The following is a 16,452-nucleotide window of genomic DNA, read 5'->3' on the forward strand; positions in this document are numbered from 1 at the left end:
TAAAATCCTTTAGAACGAATTTAAGCTATAAGGTTTAAGATGTCTCTCTGTTTAAAAGCTAAAAAGACCTCTTTGTATTGGCTAAGCATAATATTTATTTTTCTCGTTAATCCAATTACGGCAGCTGATAACGAGGTAACAGGAGGAGAAGGAAGATTTATTCCTCCTTCCTTATCAAATATTAAAGGAGAAGAGGAAGTAGAGCTCAATAAAGAAAGAGGTGAAGAGTCCCAAAACACTTCTTCGAGCAGCCCTACTGACAGAGGATTAGATAGTGAAGAAGAAGAAATTAAGCCGGCTCATTTTTTTTCTCTAACGGAGGATGACAAAAATTGCCACTCTTATTTGGATAGTCGAGCTATATGGAATGATAAAAACCTATCCTTTCATAATCATGAATTTAAAGACTGGCATAAGAGTGCTTGTCAGCATTTGAAAGATCTTACACCCCAGGTGAGAAAATTTTTGGCATTTAATGATAGGCCCAGCAGTACTAATCTTTTAAGATATCGTGTAGATATAATCTCCACCACCAGCAACTTAGATATTGAAATAGAAAATGATCAGAGTGTATGGGTTTCAGGATGGCCAAGTGAACCGGTTAAAAATAACCTCCCAGCTGCTTTTCATAAGGAGAAATTCAGATTTATAGATGACTTGTTACCTCCTGAAGAACGTAAATTAGCGCGAGAGAGAAAGAGGCCTTTTTTAATCCAACGTATTACTGCAGGATATAAGTTTGAAACTTATAGTTATCTGATTAAAGAAAGACAAGATTACGTCCAGAAAAGCTTAAATAAAGCGAAAATCAATGATACCCATTTTAATATGCGTTTTTTACATACTGAACAAGGTTTACTTACATACTTGTCCTCTGAGGAATTTATTACTAAGGCTATAAAGAAAATAAAGGAAATAACTCAGGACAAAGACTACCAAAAAGAGGAACTAGCTATTGTTATCAATATAGCTTCCTCCAATAGTGTGTGTCTTTGCTGTGCGGATAGAATTTTTCGAGAGTCTGAGTGGGGGAATAGGTTATTACATACCCTTCAATCTAGCCTAAAGACTAAGTTGAAATTACATTTTCTGGCTTCTGCAATAAAAAGTTATACTGATGACCTGGTTGCTTCAGTTCCAGAATCAGAAGAGCTAATAGAGAGATTGAAAAAGGATAAAACTGCTAGGGCAAGAATTGGATTTGATGGAGAAAGCAAGATTAGTTTTATGGGTGGCATTGAAGGTAGACAAACATTTGATAGCGAGCTTCCACTACTTGCGCACACCCTCATTAAAGGAGAGTAAATCTAATGAGATATATACCTCTATATTTTATGATTTTTCACATATTGTTAGGAATTTTCAACAGTACTGGGGCTGAAAACAGTTATAATTTTGAATCTGAGCTGAATGAAGCATTTTCAGAATTAGACCTAGGATATATGAGTGACTATGATGAAGAGACTTTAGAAGCAGCTAACACTGCTTTCTATGATTGGGAGGAAAGAGTTTTTGATTCACCAGATGTCTCTATTAGGATGCAAGCAGAACAAAATCTTAAAAAAGCAGCAAAAGGAGGGCACTCAAACTCTATGGCTAATTATGCCTTCCTTCTTTTAAACTCTAAACACCTTGCTCAGTCGTCTAATCCTAAAAAAGATATTTATGAGGGTGCTGATTTTATGCTTAGAGCAGCCTATCGTAGAATTGAAGAGGCTCAAGAATATGTAGCTGAAAGAAGTGAACGCGTACAACAGATTAATATTGAAAGGGATATTAATACCGATGAGATAAAAAAAGTAGGTTTAATAGGGACAATCAAGCTAACTTCTAAAGAGGAAATCAAGAAATGGATAAAAGGGGGATTTTCTTCTCGAAAGGATTATCCAAGGTCCATCCAAGATTCATTAAAGCTATTTTTTCTGGCTGTACTACATAAATTAGATGATCTTCCAATACATAAATGGGAAGCCCAGCTTATAGAAGAAATAAAAAGGCTATCTTCTGAAAAAAATCAAGAATTAAGTGGAAGAAAAGTTACTGATATTCATGCTTATGTATTACAAACATTGAGGCTAAAGGGTGCAAGCGAGCAGCCTTCTTATTTGCATCAGTCTCAATCTCAACTTAAGGGCGATCATAACTACGCCTTCTATAATGCATGCCACAAACATGCTTATTTTCTAGACACAAGCATGAGAACATTGAATAAAGCAGCCGACAACACTTTGTTAGGTGAGCAAGAAAGATTTGTTAACACACAATCTGAAGCAATGGCAGCCGGACCAGTATATAATAAACTTCGAACATGGAGAACCATTAATAATCCACCTAGAATTCTATCTGATGCTACAGCTTTTATAGTGGATAGCTTTTATAGAGGCAACGTTCATCTATTTTCAGGTCATCCTTTGTGGCTAGTGGAACTATCGCATATGGAACAACCTTGGCAGAAAATTCAGAAAATTGTTAATTCGGAGTATGACCAAAATTGGCCTAGAACTGAGGCCAGACAAGTTAAAGGCACTCCTCTTGATGAAGAAATTATCCGAAGACAGTTGCTTAAAAAAAGCTTCAATGAGGAGATTAAAATGTATACCTCTACTCCTGAGGCAAGACATTCTATTCCTTATCGTCTTTTTTTAATTAACTTGATCAATCGTATGATAAAATCAGTCCAAATATTAGATGACCAGAAATTGGTTAAGATAGATTTAAGATATACCAGTAAAGAGCGTTTAAGCCATTACGCAAAGGATATTTCCCAAGCTCACACCCTTATCTTACGGTATGGCGTCTCCCATAAAAAAAGCTGGATAGAAGGCTTACTCTCTAAAGAGCATCCCATAAAAATTATTCAATACTCTTTAGATGAGCGCTATCCTAACAAACAATTCTCAAAATTCTTAAATAGGTTTGCAAGAGGCGAAAAAATCCAGATTATAAAAAAGAAAGAGCCTCATTTCACCGCTACTGCAACAGAACCTGTCACGGAGACAATACATTTATCGCAGCCAAAGAAGGATAAAGGAAAAAAATAGAAAAACGACTCCCTTTAGAAGAGAAAACTATTTTAAAAGAGGGTGAGTTAGAATTGGATATGAGTTTATATTCAAAGGATAGTATAGCGAGCCAGCTTGAAGCTTTGTCATCCTATCCTGTTATAAGGATAATAAATCTTACAAGGACAAACCAAGCCTGGATTATTCCCTCATTAGAAAAAAATTCTAATCTTACTCTACAATCCTTCTCTTATACGCCTAAAATTGAAAAATCTGCCAGAAGCTTACCGTCCTTTCGCATGATGGAAAAATTCTTGCACAAGCTTAAAGAAAAAAGTCTCCCTCCCCAATTACCGGAAGAGAACATTAAAAGGGATCGAGACGAGGTTTCTGAGAAGCTAGGTAAAAGCAGAAAAAAGAAAAAAACTGAGGTATCAGTTGAGGGTAGCCAAACAGAGTTAGAGCTTACTGAAAAGAAAACAAGGACGCCTGAAAAAAGGAAAATAGAGAAAGAAACTAAGAAAAACAAAAGAAAACAAAAACGCAAAAAGAAAGAGGAAAGCATAAAGATTGGAGAGGATAATGTTCCCGAACTAAGTGGAGAAAAGGTTTCTAATTAATAAATGAGTAAAGTAGTAGCAAAGGTTAGATATTATGCATAGTTGGCTATGTGAAGGAGGACGTATAGCCCCAGTCGATGTTACCAGAAGTATTAGTCTTCCTCCTTTCTTCTGTTTGCCCGATAATATTGAAAAAAAAGATTTAGAAGATAAGGCCCGCCAATGGGCAAAGGATCATGGTTTACCTGAAAGCATTGTAGGACCCTAAGGGAAGTATAAAAATCTTATGAAACAATAGAGTCACTTTCTATGAAACAACCCTTGTATCTTTCTCTAATAATCTATAATAAATTGTTTAAGAGGGAAAAGAATTAGCACAATAAGAATGAAGGTCTCATTATATCGCTTCTTGAGACATAAAGGGCAGGGTTATCTGATACATCTAATCTCAACATTGGTTAACCCTAAATTAGCCCACCCTGGGTTCACAGTATAAACAGGAAGATTCATTTTTATGCCTAAAGCAAGACAAGCTCGAGCTTCTAGTGATAAGCCTTTACCTTTAAACTGTTTGGTTAAATTAGCTGTCAGCAAAGCATGGGAAGCCTCAAAAGGAATAACCTGAGAAACTAAGGGGAGCAGGCAGTCTTCACACTCTTGTAAAGTCATGTTAGATTGGAGGAGGGTAGTCGCTGCTTCCGATAAGCTGAGAGTGGACATAACAATTTGGCCGAGCAAGCCTATCTATGATAGGAGCGCCGGGTTCATCTTTGATAAGGGCAAGAAGGGCAGAGGCATCAAGGATAACTTTACTCATTGTTTTCTTCTTCCTGAGGCGAGGTTAATTGTTTGTCTAAGCTTGCATTCTTTGATTTGTACTTATTGATTAAATTTCGTGCTTTTAATAAAGATGTTCTTAAAGAAGAAATAATAAGTTGTCCTTCTTGTATATCCATTAAGATTTCTTCCCCTTCCTTTAATTCTAATTGTTTTCTATAAGTAGAAGGAATAGAAATTTTTCCCCCTGTTGTTATTTTAGTCCTTATAGCCATAATGAATCCTAATTTATGAATATAGATAAGCTTTATAAAAACTTATTATAATAGCCTTTAGTGTTAATTTAAAGTAGTATCTATTATTCTAATTTAGAAAAATAAATTTATTTATGAATAAAAAATTTTTCTAGAAAAATGTAATTACAGAATTTTTTAATTATTAAACTAGGTTATAAAATAAGGAGTAAATCCTATTAAGTTAGGGATATTTTTTCAGGTACAAAAAATTATTTTTAACCTATTTCCTAAAGTAGGTATAAAAGTCACTCTATGAAAAGGGTTAAGATAAGAAATTGTCATTTTTTCTTCTCTCTCAAAAACGTTCGTTTATAAGAGAAGAGCCACAGGAGAAGAAAAGGTTCTCATTTTTTACAATTTAATCTCTCAAAACCCTTTCTTGAAATAAAAGCTCTGAAAAGGTATACTAAAGATGAGTTTTAGGAGGAAAATATGCTCGTTGGTTATGCGCGGGTCTCGACCCAAGATCAGAATCTATCTTTACAGCTGGACGCTTTAAAAGAAGCGGGATGTCATAAGATCTTTACAGAAAAAGCGTCAGGCGCTCAACGAGAACGACCTGAGTTAACCGCTGCTCTCAATTATATGCATCCAGGCGATACCCTCGTCGTTTGGAAGCTTGACCGCTTAGCTCGCTCTCTCAAGCAACTTATCGAAACCGTCGAAAAATTAGAAGACCAGCAGATAGGATTTCAATCGCTTACCGAAGCGATCAATACCACTACCTCAGGCGGGCGTTTAATTTTTCATATTTTTGCTTCTTTGGCTGAGTTTGAACGCTCTATTATTAAAGAAAGAACCTTAGCTGGATTATCGGCTGCTAAAAAATTGGGAAGGGTAGGGGGCCGGCCACCTTCTTTAAAAGCTGAAGATCTCATTGCCGCTAAAGCTTTACTGAAAGATCACAATATTACGGTTGAAGAAGTGGCTAAAAGGCTTTCTGTTGCACCTTCTACTCTGTACCGGCACCTGCCCGGAGGACGGAGCTCTATTGATATTTAGGGTTACAAATCTTAAAATAAAGAAATTAGCTTTAAAGTTTTAACAGGGCAGGGAGTCCAATAAATATGATCGCTCCCCGTAAGTAAATTGGTATTGGGGAGGTTTGTGGCCTCAGAAGAAGGGAAAAGAGCGAAGGCTGGATAAGAGGCAACGCGCACTCGGGGAAGGAAAGGGGGCCGCCCTCGTAAAATGTATCCCGATTTATTGAAGGTAGCCATGACCGCTATGCAGAATCAAAAAGCAGTCACGCAAGCCGTAGCAAAACGGCTGGGAAATGCCACCCCAACCTTATATATGTATGTCAATGGCAATGTATATTTTAAAGAAGCTGAGCAACAGTTATTTTTAAGTCTTCAAAAAAAGATCCATTCTAACTAGCCAACCTTAAATTTTTACAGATTAACACTCTTCAAGCTGGGCCCTATTTTACAAGTTTTCTATTTCTTCTACAGAAAAACCAGTAAGTTGAGAAATTAATGCCTTATCTAAACCTTGGTATAACATATTTCTGGCAATTTCCTGTTTACCTTCAATTTTACCTTCTTCTTTACCTTTCTCTAATCCTTCGGCCACTCCTACGGCTTTTGCTTCTTCCCTTACAGCCGCTTCATGGGTCTTGAAGTTTTCAAGCAACGTTAGTTGTTTTTCATAAAATTCTCTTATTTCCTCAGGCAGTTGATCAAATTTTATCCTTTTATAAGCTTTCTCTAGATCAGGATCTATTCCTTCGGGAACCGCTTCTTTTCGATGACCGTTGCGATAAAAATCAAGCCAATCTTTCAAATTTTTATTCCTCTCTTCTTTAAATTCTTCAGAATCTAAGTCAGCATCTCCTAAAGAATATTGGATTACTTGCATGTATGGCATTACATTTTGCGGATCGTGTTTATCTTGAAACTGGTAATGGCGCACATATTTTCCGCCCTGCCAGTATTTCACATTATTGACCCCCCCTCCTAAAATGTTGATGGCAATTACATTCTTGAGTTTCGACCATTCTTCTGAGCGACGAAGTTGATTACCATAAATAAGAGCGGCATAGGCTAACCCTCGTTGATCCCAGTAATCTTGTTGAGCGACTTGTATTTCAACTAACGCAAGCTCTTCTTTAAGATGATCATTCTCATCCCGCTGGGAAAATTTGCATAAAACGTCCACTTGGGGTCTTTTAGGATCAGGAAGTATTTTAGACAAATCGTCCTGATGGCGAGCCAGTTCATAAAGAAAACCTGTTAATCCCTCGTCTTTGACATACGCAGCATCTTCACTTAGTCTTTTTTCAACTCTATAAAGAGTTTGAGTTCTTTCTTTGTCCTCTTCCATCATTTTTTTGAGTTTAGGTTTTACTTTGCTAAAGGCTTCGTAAAGATTAGAATATTTTCGCTCCAAAGGATTAAGATTATTATCGAGGATTTGAATAATTTCTACCCCAGAGACCCCTGCAAAAGTTTGGATAAACCCTTTTAAAACTTCTTGATCATCCAAAACATATTTGGCAACGGGGTCCAAAGTGGCGCGAGCGAAGACTTGTCCATGAGAAGGCTCTTCTTCGGTCTGCCGGGACTCGTCAAATGAACGCTTTCGATGTGAATGTGGAGACGAAGAGGGGCTATCCATTGCTTGGGTTATTGAGAAACTTACTCCCACAACGGTCATAAGGGCTTTCAGAGAAAAAGAAGAAGAAAGGTTGACCATATTTTACCTCATGTTGAAAAATTAAAAAAGTTCATTAAAGAGAGACAAAAAAACGCGCTTATAATATTATTATTAAGTTATATATAATCATGCGTTATGCTGACTTCAAGGGGGATTTTATCCCCAATTTCATGCCATAAGCCTGCCAAAAATAGGCAAGCATTAATAATTTATTTAAAGTTGGCCGTTATAAGGATTCTATTACAGAGTACAGAAAATCTATTAAGAATACCACTAATACCTGTTAATATTTTATTCAACTGGGGCAGGAGATTGTACCGGAATGTGGGGCCGTCAAGTTAATGTGAAGAAAAGGTGATATGGAGTAGCTTTGGCTTAAGAATAGATGTTGTTGGGCCAAGATAATGGATGAAAAATACAAAGGGTATCGTATTCCTAAAACTCTAATCGGCTCCGTCAAGTTGTTTGGATAAGAAGTTAGAGAAGCGCCTTTCTTCTATTTTTAGGCATAATTCTGGCTTGAAGAAACAATATCATCAAATGTCACAAAAGCTATTTTAAGTTTCTGTCTATAGTCTGGGGCAGAATATTTATATCGACCAACTTTTAAAAGATTCCGAAAAACACCCATGCTACTGAGAAATCTTTGCGCACCACCAGGACTTTTAAAACCTCGCATTTGCCTTTCCTTTTCCCGGGTTGGCTGGTGGCTGTTTTCTATTCGATTATTAAGGCGCTTGTGAGAACGATGTTCAACAGATTTAAATAAGACACGGTGGGCTTTTCTGTAACTTCTCAGTTTATCCGTGATCATAACCCTTGGAGAAACTCTAACTCTTTTAAGGGCCAACTTCAAAAATCGTATAGCGGCTTTGGCATTGCGTCTTTTTTGGAGAAGAATCTCTATTTCCTCACCGTCACTATCGATCAAGCGCCAGAGCCAAAAGATTTCTCCCTTGATCTTTATTCTCATTTCATCAATGTGCCATTTGTCTTTGAAAGAAGAGCCTCTCTTGCGACGTATTGTTTTGGCAAACACTGGGCCCCAGGTACGACACCAATTACGAATTGTTTCATAAGTAACTTCGACACCGCGTTCTAAAAGCATTTCACTAACATCTCTTAAGCTCAGCTTAAAACGGTAATATCGTCTCACAGCATAACCAATAATGCTTTTAGGTATCCGATAGCCTTTATACCGCTCACTCATGGTTCGACCCTCCTTTTTTCAAAAGGATTTTAAACTAGGCGCGTATTAATCTCAACAACTTGACGGAGCCGCATCAGGCCTTAAGTATTTGGCATCAATCTACTCAAACACAGGATAATTTTGTCTAAAGCACCTCATAATCAGGAAAATATACTCCTCTTGAGTTAATGTAACAACGCCAGCTTATCACACTTCTCTCAGTAACTTGACAATACCGACTTTATTTAAGTTTTTAAAACTCAAAAATAAGAGGCAAATGGTCGCTGCGATCTCTTACTTTTTCGAAATTATTCTGAAAAGCAAGTTGTAGAGGATAATTTGTATTTCCTGGGCCTTGGCCTATATCAATTAATCCTCCTTGTTCAGTAATTTTATTGTTAGAGTACCGAGGATCGCTAGGCTGACCTGGTAGTGGAAGACAAACTTCAAAACCTGCATCTCTGGGATAAGTGAGTCCTTTTGTTAAATCAATAGTATCATCGGTAGGAGATATACAGTTATAAGGTGATCCCACGATAGGATTAACGATTGTCCCGTAGTAATTTTTTGGGTCTATATCATTGCTTCCATCAAGTAGGAAGATATAATCAATGGCCCCTCCAGCGATACACTTAATGTTATTATTAGAGCATTTAGCGGTGTTTCCCATATATCCGTAACGGGGGTATACACCATGTGTAGGATCGGTTGATTCATATGTACCTCCGTTACCGCGCAGATTATTAAAAGGTGTAGCCTTATAAGATGGTAATAAATGAGTTTGACAGTACGGTCGTCTTGCATCTCCTGCCTTCTTCTCTCCACCGGGATATGGGTACATTATCCAATTACTCTTATTTAGGAGCTGCTTGTGTAATAACATGTTTTGATCATAAGAGTCGATATTAAAGTCACCAACAATAGCGATAATTTCATCTTGAGTAGGAGAACATTCAGACCCCTTAGCAATCCTCGCTGCAAAAGAGTTAAATTGATTCTCAACCCCTTCAGGGGAGGTGTGAACCGCAATTAATTTTATACTTCTTTCTAAATTTCCATTTTCCTTAAACGTTGTAACCAAAGCTCCTCGATCTGATGCGTATCCATTAATATTAGTGAGATACATTAAATACATACTTGCGAGTTCGTTTTGTTTAAAATGTTGAAAATCACTGCCAGAAACAAGAACTCCACTGTCTATATCAGGTAGAACTTCATTCCAAGGCTGAGCATAAGATGTTGGGGCTAGATTCCCACTTATAGGAACACTTTGATTTTGGTCGGCACCCAACATATTCGGCCCCGTAAAAGCTAGGGTACAACTATTGTAGAAAACGGCAACAGCTTCATTGTAATTTCCTCTTCCACTAGTAAGAGGAGGAACTAAATACCAGGGTCTTGTATCGTTATACTCGTCAAGATCATTTAGGGCATCACGTAAGAGAAGGAGAGCATGTTGCGAGTCTGGATTTTGCAGTAACCGATTATATCCAGTAGTAGCATTTTTATCGCCAACAACTTCAACAATTACAATTATATCGGGAAAGTACTCTTCGTCTTGATTGTTAAAAAAAGTAGTACGTATATAGTTTATCCGATCATTAATTTTTGAATCGTAAGTAAATTTTTCTATATTCCAGTAAAGTACTCTCGTCATTGTTTTAGCCTTGTTTACTATAATAATAAATATTGTGTTATATAAAGCAGATTTTCTTAACCTACTTTATGTAAGGACACTTATCTTAACCTACTTCATCCTTCTTCACTCTGCGTTTCTGGAGCAGGATTTTCTTGAAGTTTTAGCCATCCTTCACTAATCTGTTGAGGGTTTGCAAATACAGTCCCCCCCGTCGCGACTACTTTATCTTGGCTCCAGGCCTCATTAGAAGCAGTAAGCCAGGACCAGTTTGCCCCTCCTTGGGTAGGGGTTGGAATATATATACTCCCTGTTTCATTATTGGCATCAGTGATAATAGGCGCGGTTAAAAAAGTAATGTAAATCGAGTTCAATGCTTGCGCATATTGAGTCTCAGGCACTTTTATTGTTTTAACTGGCAAAATACCACTAATCGCATTAATGGAAGCTCGGGGGTCAATTAGCATAGACACGTATTGGGTCGGGTCGCTTGAAGCATAGTATTCAGAATAAGGGGTGAGGAATAGCTTATTACCGGCGATAATTTTAGTGTCTTCCTCTGATTTATCATTGGTTGTATAAAAGGTTGTATAGTCCACATTTGGCGTAGAGCCTGCAAAATATCCGATCAGCCCATCCTGAAAATCGCTTAAATCACCCAGTTGTACAGGAAATTGCACCTGAGTAAACCCATCTTCTGTACGATCAATAATGTTGGAATTATTCATATCGTTTTGCAACGCATCATAGCTCTCATCAGGGGACGGTAATCCTTGAAGTTCAAGTCTTATAGAGGCTTGAACAAGGGCTAAGGGGCTGCCACACAACACAGCATTACTGATTGTACCTGTATAGCCACTGGGTTCTATATAAGATAAGCTTTGATTGATCGCTCTAATGAGATCCTTAAAATACTGCAGGCCATTATTTAAAGTAACATTTGCCATATTATAGAGGACTGTATTTATCCCCTCAAAAGAGTTATTCACTCCATTGAAACAGTCTTCCATTGAAGTGCCAAACGGAAAGCGTCCAGGGGCACTTTGCCAAACTATTTCTTCTGATCCTGCCACCAGTGATCCGATAGGATTACCTAGTGGGTCATAGAACATAAGACTATCATCTAAATTATTGGGAAAAACCCAGCCGCAGATAGGGCTTATCGCTGGATGAGTATTCATTTCTTCCTGCTGACTTACGGCAGTCAAGAAATCAAAGGACAGCCTGCTATCTTGAACGATATTGGTAGATAAGTGGGCATAGTCCTGGCTTTCAACCTTTATTATGGTGGCACTCTCAGGATAAATGACAGGAGTTGTTGATATATCAATAGCTTGAATTCTCCCAAACGCATCAACTACCTGAAGCTGGGTAATTTGAAAAACACCATCATTAATAGGAGAATAAATATTTTCGGGTAAGGGAGCCGTTATATTCATACCACCAACGGCAATTCCCACCTCTTCATTGAAGGGTTTTTCTCCCCCAGATAGAGGGTCAAAAATATCTAATTGTAATGTCTTTTGTCGCATGAGCATTTGCTCAAAATATCCATCCAAAGATTGAGATAAGAGAGGTACTTCATTAAGCTGGGTAAGAATTGCTTCTAATTTAGGATTGGGGTGTTGCTTTAAAAAGGCTTGAAGCTTACAGAGCAGAGTTTCTTTATTGCTGGGAGTTAAAACAACTGTACCTGAATAATTCCCATAAATACCTGTGTCAAATTCAGGGGATCCATTAAAAGCGAGCTCACCCCCCAACTTATCAAGCTCAAAGTTTTTAATGATGTGGTCTGAATCGTAGACAGGGTAGTTCGTTCTTTTAAGAGGAAAATATTCTATCTTCCATTGCAATAATAAGGGAAACCATTGAGCAGGAAGCCAACTCTGCATCGCGACAGAACTTGGTAAAGTTCCGTTAGAAGGGGGGGACGACGATAAATTATTGCTATTTGACAACCAGGCGGCCTCATTAACTAAAGCATTAATATCATTACTATAGAGTAGATTGGTATTGCTAATAGGGATTGATGAAGGTGCCGCAATAACCTGATTTGATATTCTGCAATCTAGAATACCGTCAGGCGTCTTATTCCTATTACCCGCATAATTCCAGGTTTCGTTTGCGTTCCCTGCAATTAAGAGGGAAGGATTCGCAGGACTATAATAGCGACCAGAAAAAGCTTTATCACAGGTTAAGATATATTGAATAGGATTATTAGGATTGGCGTTTGAAATCTTTGCTTGGAGAGCATCTGCAAGGTTTTTCACTTCGGCTGATAAGTGGTAGGATTCCTCTAGCAATTGGATAAGTGAATTTTGAATATTCGGCAAAACCCCACCCATATTGCTCATTTCAGATTTAATGTAATCTGAGACATCTGAAGCAGCAAAAGGCCATGAACCTGTATTGGTGACCTCACCTGGAGGATATTTTAGAGTCATGAACTTACTCCAATCGCTGAAGATCTGCCAGCGCAGAGAATCAATACTATTCCGAAGGTTATTCAGAGAAAGCTGCTTCTCATTTAATTGATTTAACTGCGAGCCCCACTGAGGGGGTAGCATAGTCTTAGTTTGAAGCGGTGATGTTGAATTTGATTCAAGAGTTATAGGAGCAATTGTCCATAAAGGCCCTCCATCTTTTTGGGTGAATCTCTTATGATGTAAAGTTTGTTGGATTTTAAGAATTCCCTCAGGACTTTCTAACTCTTTTAACATCCCTAGCTGGAAGGCATTTAAAATATCTTCCGTATGGGAAGTGAGAGGGGTCGCTTCTGGGGAAGAAGTATAATGCATAAAGAAAGCAGATAAAGCTTCTATGCCTGTATTACCACAAACAACTGACGCCTCGAGTGGGCTGCTGTCAAAGTAACTTTGCTGATTAGGGTTCCACTGAATGTTTTGGATAAAGCCACTATATAAAGAAGCTGAGGTATTGAGAACCAATTGCTGTTGAGCCTCCGGTGACAATCCCCAGTCTTGACTTGCAAGCCAATCTTGTGTGTTTTCTCCATTACCCAGACTATTAAGAAAATCTTTATTGTCCTCGCTATACCAACCCACCACACTGTATGTTAAGGTTAGAGATTGCTGTATATCTTGAACATCATCATAAAAACCAAATACAGATCTACAATTGGGATAGAATGAGGAAAAGTTAATATTCCCATAACCGATCGCTGTTAGATTATCATAATATGAATTTTCAGTATTTTCGCCTGTCCAACTTTGTAAAGGTACCACTCTTCCCATATACCGAAAAGGTTGGTTGCCGTCAGTGCCATAGGTACCATACTGATAGGGGACTGAGGTACAGGGGCCATTTTGAGTGGTATCTAGAAAGTCACTTTCAACCACCCAGGATTGTGTATTGACTAATGTATTCGCTGAATCGAATCCCAATCTTGTTATTAACCAACGATTGGGGACAGAGGGGAAATTTAGTGAGCGAGAGCTCGTGTCATGACTTCCTCGAATCAAGGCATTAGGAAGAGCCCAGTGTAAATGGACTCCTCTTTCTAAATTGGTTATCGTATCAAATGGGATAGATAGAATATTAGCACTTAGATTTGCACCAATGTTATGCTGTTCGCTATTCACCATATAAGGAAGCAATGAGAAGTCTGCATCAGCAGGTACAAAAGGAATACCGCTTCCGTCTATACTGGCATCATTGCCACTTATACAATAAGCTTGCACATTCAGGGGGACGATAAGATTTTGTTGGTCCATTTTATTATCCTTAAATTTTATGTAACTTCATTGTGTGTTATTGGTATGGGGGGCCCCACAGTACACGTATCTTTCTCTCAGTAAACCGAATAAGGGTGCTTTTATTAGTATTCCCAAAATACAAATGTACCTGTAAATAAGCCCAAATCTGATCTTCATTAAGGATTTTGTTTATCTCAGAGTCAGGTAACGACATATAGATTTTGGTATCTTTCCCAGATGACGCAGATAAGGAATATTGAGAAGAATATGAAGATAAGTTTGCTGATGGACTTGTAGATAATGATAAGGGCCAATGAGAACCTTCAAAAACTAAAGTTGCTGCAATAAAAAAGTCCTCATCCGTAACACTGCCAGGTATATCCCAGTTGATAGTCAAATATGTATTCTCCGGATCGAGGGGGGGCTCACCGGGAACTTCAACTGTTTGTATTTGGGAGTGCCCTAAGATTAGCCTAGGGGCCCCTACTTCAATAGCTTGAAAAGTAGGATTGATAGAAAAAGCTCTACTTCGATCTTGTATAGAAACAGGAGTTGCACTTAAGCATATAGCTTCAGCACTTCCAGCTGAAGTTGGATTTAAGCTTGTAATTAAAAATTTCTTGCTAGTTTGTGTAGCCGGCAAAGTATAGAGATTGCTCGCATCACTTCCACCATAATCATTCCCATCAACGGCATAAGTTAAGGGATAATAGTTCCCCTCTGCATCATAACTACCGATTGAAACCTGAACCTCTTCTCCAGAGGCTGGCGGAAACCATTGTGTTGACAGATAGGATGCATAAGGTAAGAGCTTTCCTGAGCTATCCACGCTTATACCGCCCTCAATTAACCTCAAATCACAGAGGGGGGATGTTATAAGGGTTGTTTGAGTAGTTGCTGTAAAGACGGTAATACTCCCCTTATACATCAATTGGAGCGTAAAGGTGAGTGGCTGAGTACTATCAAACGGTTGCAGATTTTCTAAATTTCCTGAAAGGCTTAATTCTACATTCGAGCCAGTTTGTGAAGGCAGAAGGTTGTTTGAAAGGTTGATTGGAACGGGGGTTGGTAATGTTTTGCCATTATTTATAGCTGTTACCCATAAGGTGAGAGAAAACCCTTCTTTTGGTATGCTATCTGGAACATTCCAATTTATATTGATCGAGGAATTCTGAATATCCCAACCTTGATCAGTAGCTATATTTAAGGAATTTATAGCTACAGTGCTTGTGTTTTGTAGGGTAAAGCTTAGAGAATCTGTTTCCACCTTTCCAGATGTATTAGAGAGTTTTGCCGTATAGATTCCAAGATTAGATAATAGTGGATCCCCTAGCTTTGCAAGAAAATCTACAGGTATATTTTCCACCTGACTACCAGATAAATCAGAATTGTAATAAATCTGATGATTAGAGGGATCATTAATTTGGAATGTCCACTGAGAGGCTCCAAAAACTTTAGAATTAAAAGTTACCGTTTCAAAAAATTCATAAGAATCTTTATCGGTTGAGAACGAAAGAATTGTCGGTTGTGAAGGTGCTTTCATGATAGGGACAGTTATCGAACCATCTGCATAGCCTCCAATGTTAACATATGTTAAATACAACATCGTAGTTCCAGGCATAGCATAACTAATAATATCATTGATCGGGATATTAAAACTTCCCCCCGGACCCAACAAACCTGTATTGGTGGAATCAGGGGTAAGAGTCCATGTCGTGACCAGTCCTTGCGTGTTTATGGATGGTTTTTGCCATCCATAACCACCTTGAATACCAGTGACCTCATTGATGAGTATGCCTTCTATGTTGCTACTTGTTCCGAGGGCGTTGACAGATCCGTCTCCGGTGTCACCACAGGTAATAAAAGAAATGGTAAATTGCGGGGTGGCACCAGCAACAGGGGTGGTAACAAGAGGATGACTAGGATCATTATTAGTTAATGTAAGGGTAAGGTTATTTATAATTGGATCAGTTGAATCACTCACATAGATCACATTAGAACCAGGGTTAGAACCTTGCCCTCCTCCAATAGTTACAGTTAATTGGTCTGTCAAACGACTACCACTGGTTGAAGAATTAATGAGAGTTAATGGTAAACCGACGCCGTTGTTACTATAATGTCCTCCGTTAGACTTCTCTCCATACAACCCAAACGTTAAATCACCAGTACTTCCTACCGGATTGGCTGAGGCTTCCATGGTTAGATTAATTGTTAAATAATCATCATTTTGAAGAATAAGATTATTATTAGGACTAATACATAAGTAGTTAAAACCCTGAGTACTCGTGAAAACCGAAGTAAAAGCGATAGAATTTCCACTTCCATCAGTAATAGAAGAGATCGATAGGGCGCTGAACTCTTCTGAGGTTAAAAGATTGGAAGATATTGTAATATAAAAGGGAACTTTATTAGGGTTAATTGAACCACTCAGAGCCGTGGTATTAAAGGTAAAAGCTTGCCCTAAATCGTTGGTTAGCGTAATAGAGAGGGAAGTTTGAGTGTCAATAGGAATTGTAGATGTATTAAGGGTTGGGTTGATACCAGTTGTATTGGCTATCATTGTATTTGAAGAGGGGAAGAATTCTGGCTGCTTTGTTTTTGTCATCGTTTTAGTCATA

Annotated in this window: 14 protein-coding genes; 6 read left to right on the forward strand and 8 right to left on the reverse strand. The window is 38.2% G+C overall.

The features are described 5' to 3' along the window. The first annotated feature begins 39 nt into the window (after nt 1-39). Genes ID47_RS01305 through ID47_RS12740 form a run of 4 tightly spaced genes read left to right on the forward strand, consistent with a single transcriptional unit; the run spans nt 40 to nt 3,830 of the window. Complete coding sequence (locus tag ID47_RS01305) at nt 40-1,305, forward strand: hypothetical protein (RefSeq protein ID WP_038462998.1); 1,266 nt, start codon at nt 40-42, stop codon at nt 1,303-1,305. A 5-nt stretch (nt 1,306-1,310) separates the two neighbouring features. Further along, a complete protein-coding gene (locus tag ID47_RS01310; RefSeq protein ID WP_156956604.1) occupies nt 1,311-3,041 on the forward strand; it encodes a Panacea domain-containing protein in 1,731 nt (576 codons plus the stop codon). A gap of 59 nt (nt 3,042-3,100) precedes the next feature. After that, nucleotides 3,101-3,622 (forward strand): hypothetical protein, encoded by a 522-nt coding sequence (locus tag ID47_RS01315; protein WP_038463002.1) that lies wholly within the window; start codon nt 3,101-3,103, stop codon nt 3,620-3,622. A 34-nt stretch (nt 3,623-3,656) separates the two neighbouring features. Then, nucleotides 3,657-3,830: a hypothetical protein gene (locus ID47_RS12740; RefSeq protein WP_156956605.1), complete on the forward strand. Its 174-nt coding sequence runs from the start codon at nt 3,657-3,659 to the stop codon at nt 3,828-3,830. A 161-nt stretch (nt 3,831-3,991) separates the two neighbouring features. Here the strand turns inward: ID47_RS12740 and ID47_RS01320 are convergent, their stop codons facing one another. From ID47_RS01320 to ID47_RS01325, 3 genes are read right to left on the reverse strand one after another with little or no spacing between them, the layout of a single operon-like run. Then, the gene (locus tag ID47_RS01320) at nt 3,992-4,231 is read right to left on the reverse strand and encodes a PIN domain-containing protein (protein WP_232223250.1); all 240 of its coding nucleotides are present in this window, start codon (nt 4,229-4,231) and stop codon (nt 3,992-3,994) included. Nucleotide 4,232: 1 nt separating this feature from the next. Further along, nucleotides 4,233-4,379 (reverse strand): PIN domain-containing protein, encoded by a 147-nt coding sequence (locus tag ID47_RS13075; protein ID WP_198022385.1) that lies wholly within the window; start codon nt 4,377-4,379, stop codon nt 4,233-4,235. Continuing rightward, the gene (locus ID47_RS01325; RefSeq protein ID WP_038463004.1) at nt 4,372-4,614 is read right to left on the reverse strand and encodes an AbrB/MazE/SpoVT family DNA-binding domain-containing protein; all 243 of its coding nucleotides are present in this window, start codon (nt 4,612-4,614) and stop codon (nt 4,372-4,374) included. Before ID47_RS01325 ends, ID47_RS13075 begins: the two co-directional genes overlap by 8 nt. 453 nt (nt 4,615-5,067) lie before the next feature. Here ID47_RS01325 and ID47_RS01330 point away from each other — a divergent pair, with 453 nt between their 5' ends. Then, complete coding sequence (locus tag ID47_RS01330) at nt 5,068-5,637, forward strand: recombinase family protein (protein ID WP_038463006.1); 570 nt, start codon at nt 5,068-5,070, stop codon at nt 5,635-5,637. 189 nt (nt 5,638-5,826) lie between these two features. Beyond that, nucleotides 5,827-6,015, forward strand: coding sequence for a hypothetical protein (locus tag ID47_RS01335; RefSeq protein WP_038463009.1), 189 nt, complete (start codon nt 5,827-5,829; stop codon nt 6,013-6,015). Nucleotides 6,016-6,063: 48 nt separating this feature from the next. On the opposite strand, the gene ID47_RS01340 is transcribed toward ID47_RS01335, so the two are convergent. The 5 genes from ID47_RS01340 to ID47_RS01360 all read right to left on the reverse strand — a co-directional run bounded on the left by ID47_RS01340 (nt 6,064) and on the right by ID47_RS01360 (nt 16,451). Continuing rightward, nucleotides 6,064-7,332 (reverse strand): Rpn family recombination-promoting nuclease/putative transposase, encoded by a 1,269-nt coding sequence (locus ID47_RS01340; protein WP_038463011.1) that lies wholly within the window; start codon nt 7,330-7,332, stop codon nt 6,064-6,066. Nucleotides 7,333-7,795: 463 nt separating this feature from the next. Continuing rightward, complete coding sequence (locus ID47_RS01345) at nt 7,796-8,503, reverse strand: IS6 family transposase (RefSeq protein ID WP_038463013.1); 708 nt, start codon at nt 8,501-8,503, stop codon at nt 7,796-7,798. Nucleotides 8,504-8,735: 232 nt separating this feature from the next. Then, on the reverse strand, nt 8,736-10,139 hold the full coding sequence (locus ID47_RS01350; RefSeq protein WP_038463016.1) for a hypothetical protein: 1,404 nt from the start codon (nt 10,137-10,139) through the stop codon (nt 8,736-8,738). Between the two features lie 95 nt (nt 10,140-10,234). After that, the gene (locus ID47_RS01355; protein WP_038463018.1) at nt 10,235-13,852 is read right to left on the reverse strand and encodes a hypothetical protein; all 3,618 of its coding nucleotides are present in this window, start codon (nt 13,850-13,852) and stop codon (nt 10,235-10,237) included. Nucleotides 13,853-13,889: 37 nt separating this feature from the next. After that, complete coding sequence (locus ID47_RS01360) at nt 13,890-16,451, reverse strand: hypothetical protein (protein WP_038463020.1); 2,562 nt, start codon at nt 16,449-16,451, stop codon at nt 13,890-13,892. Nucleotide 16,452 lies beyond the last annotated feature (1 nt).

Origin of the sequence: Candidatus Paracaedibacter acanthamoebae (genome assembly GCF_000742835.1) — a bacterium.
GTDB classification, from domain to species: Bacteria; Pseudomonadota; Alphaproteobacteria; order Paracaedibacterales; family Paracaedibacteraceae; genus Paracaedibacter; species Paracaedibacter acanthamoebae.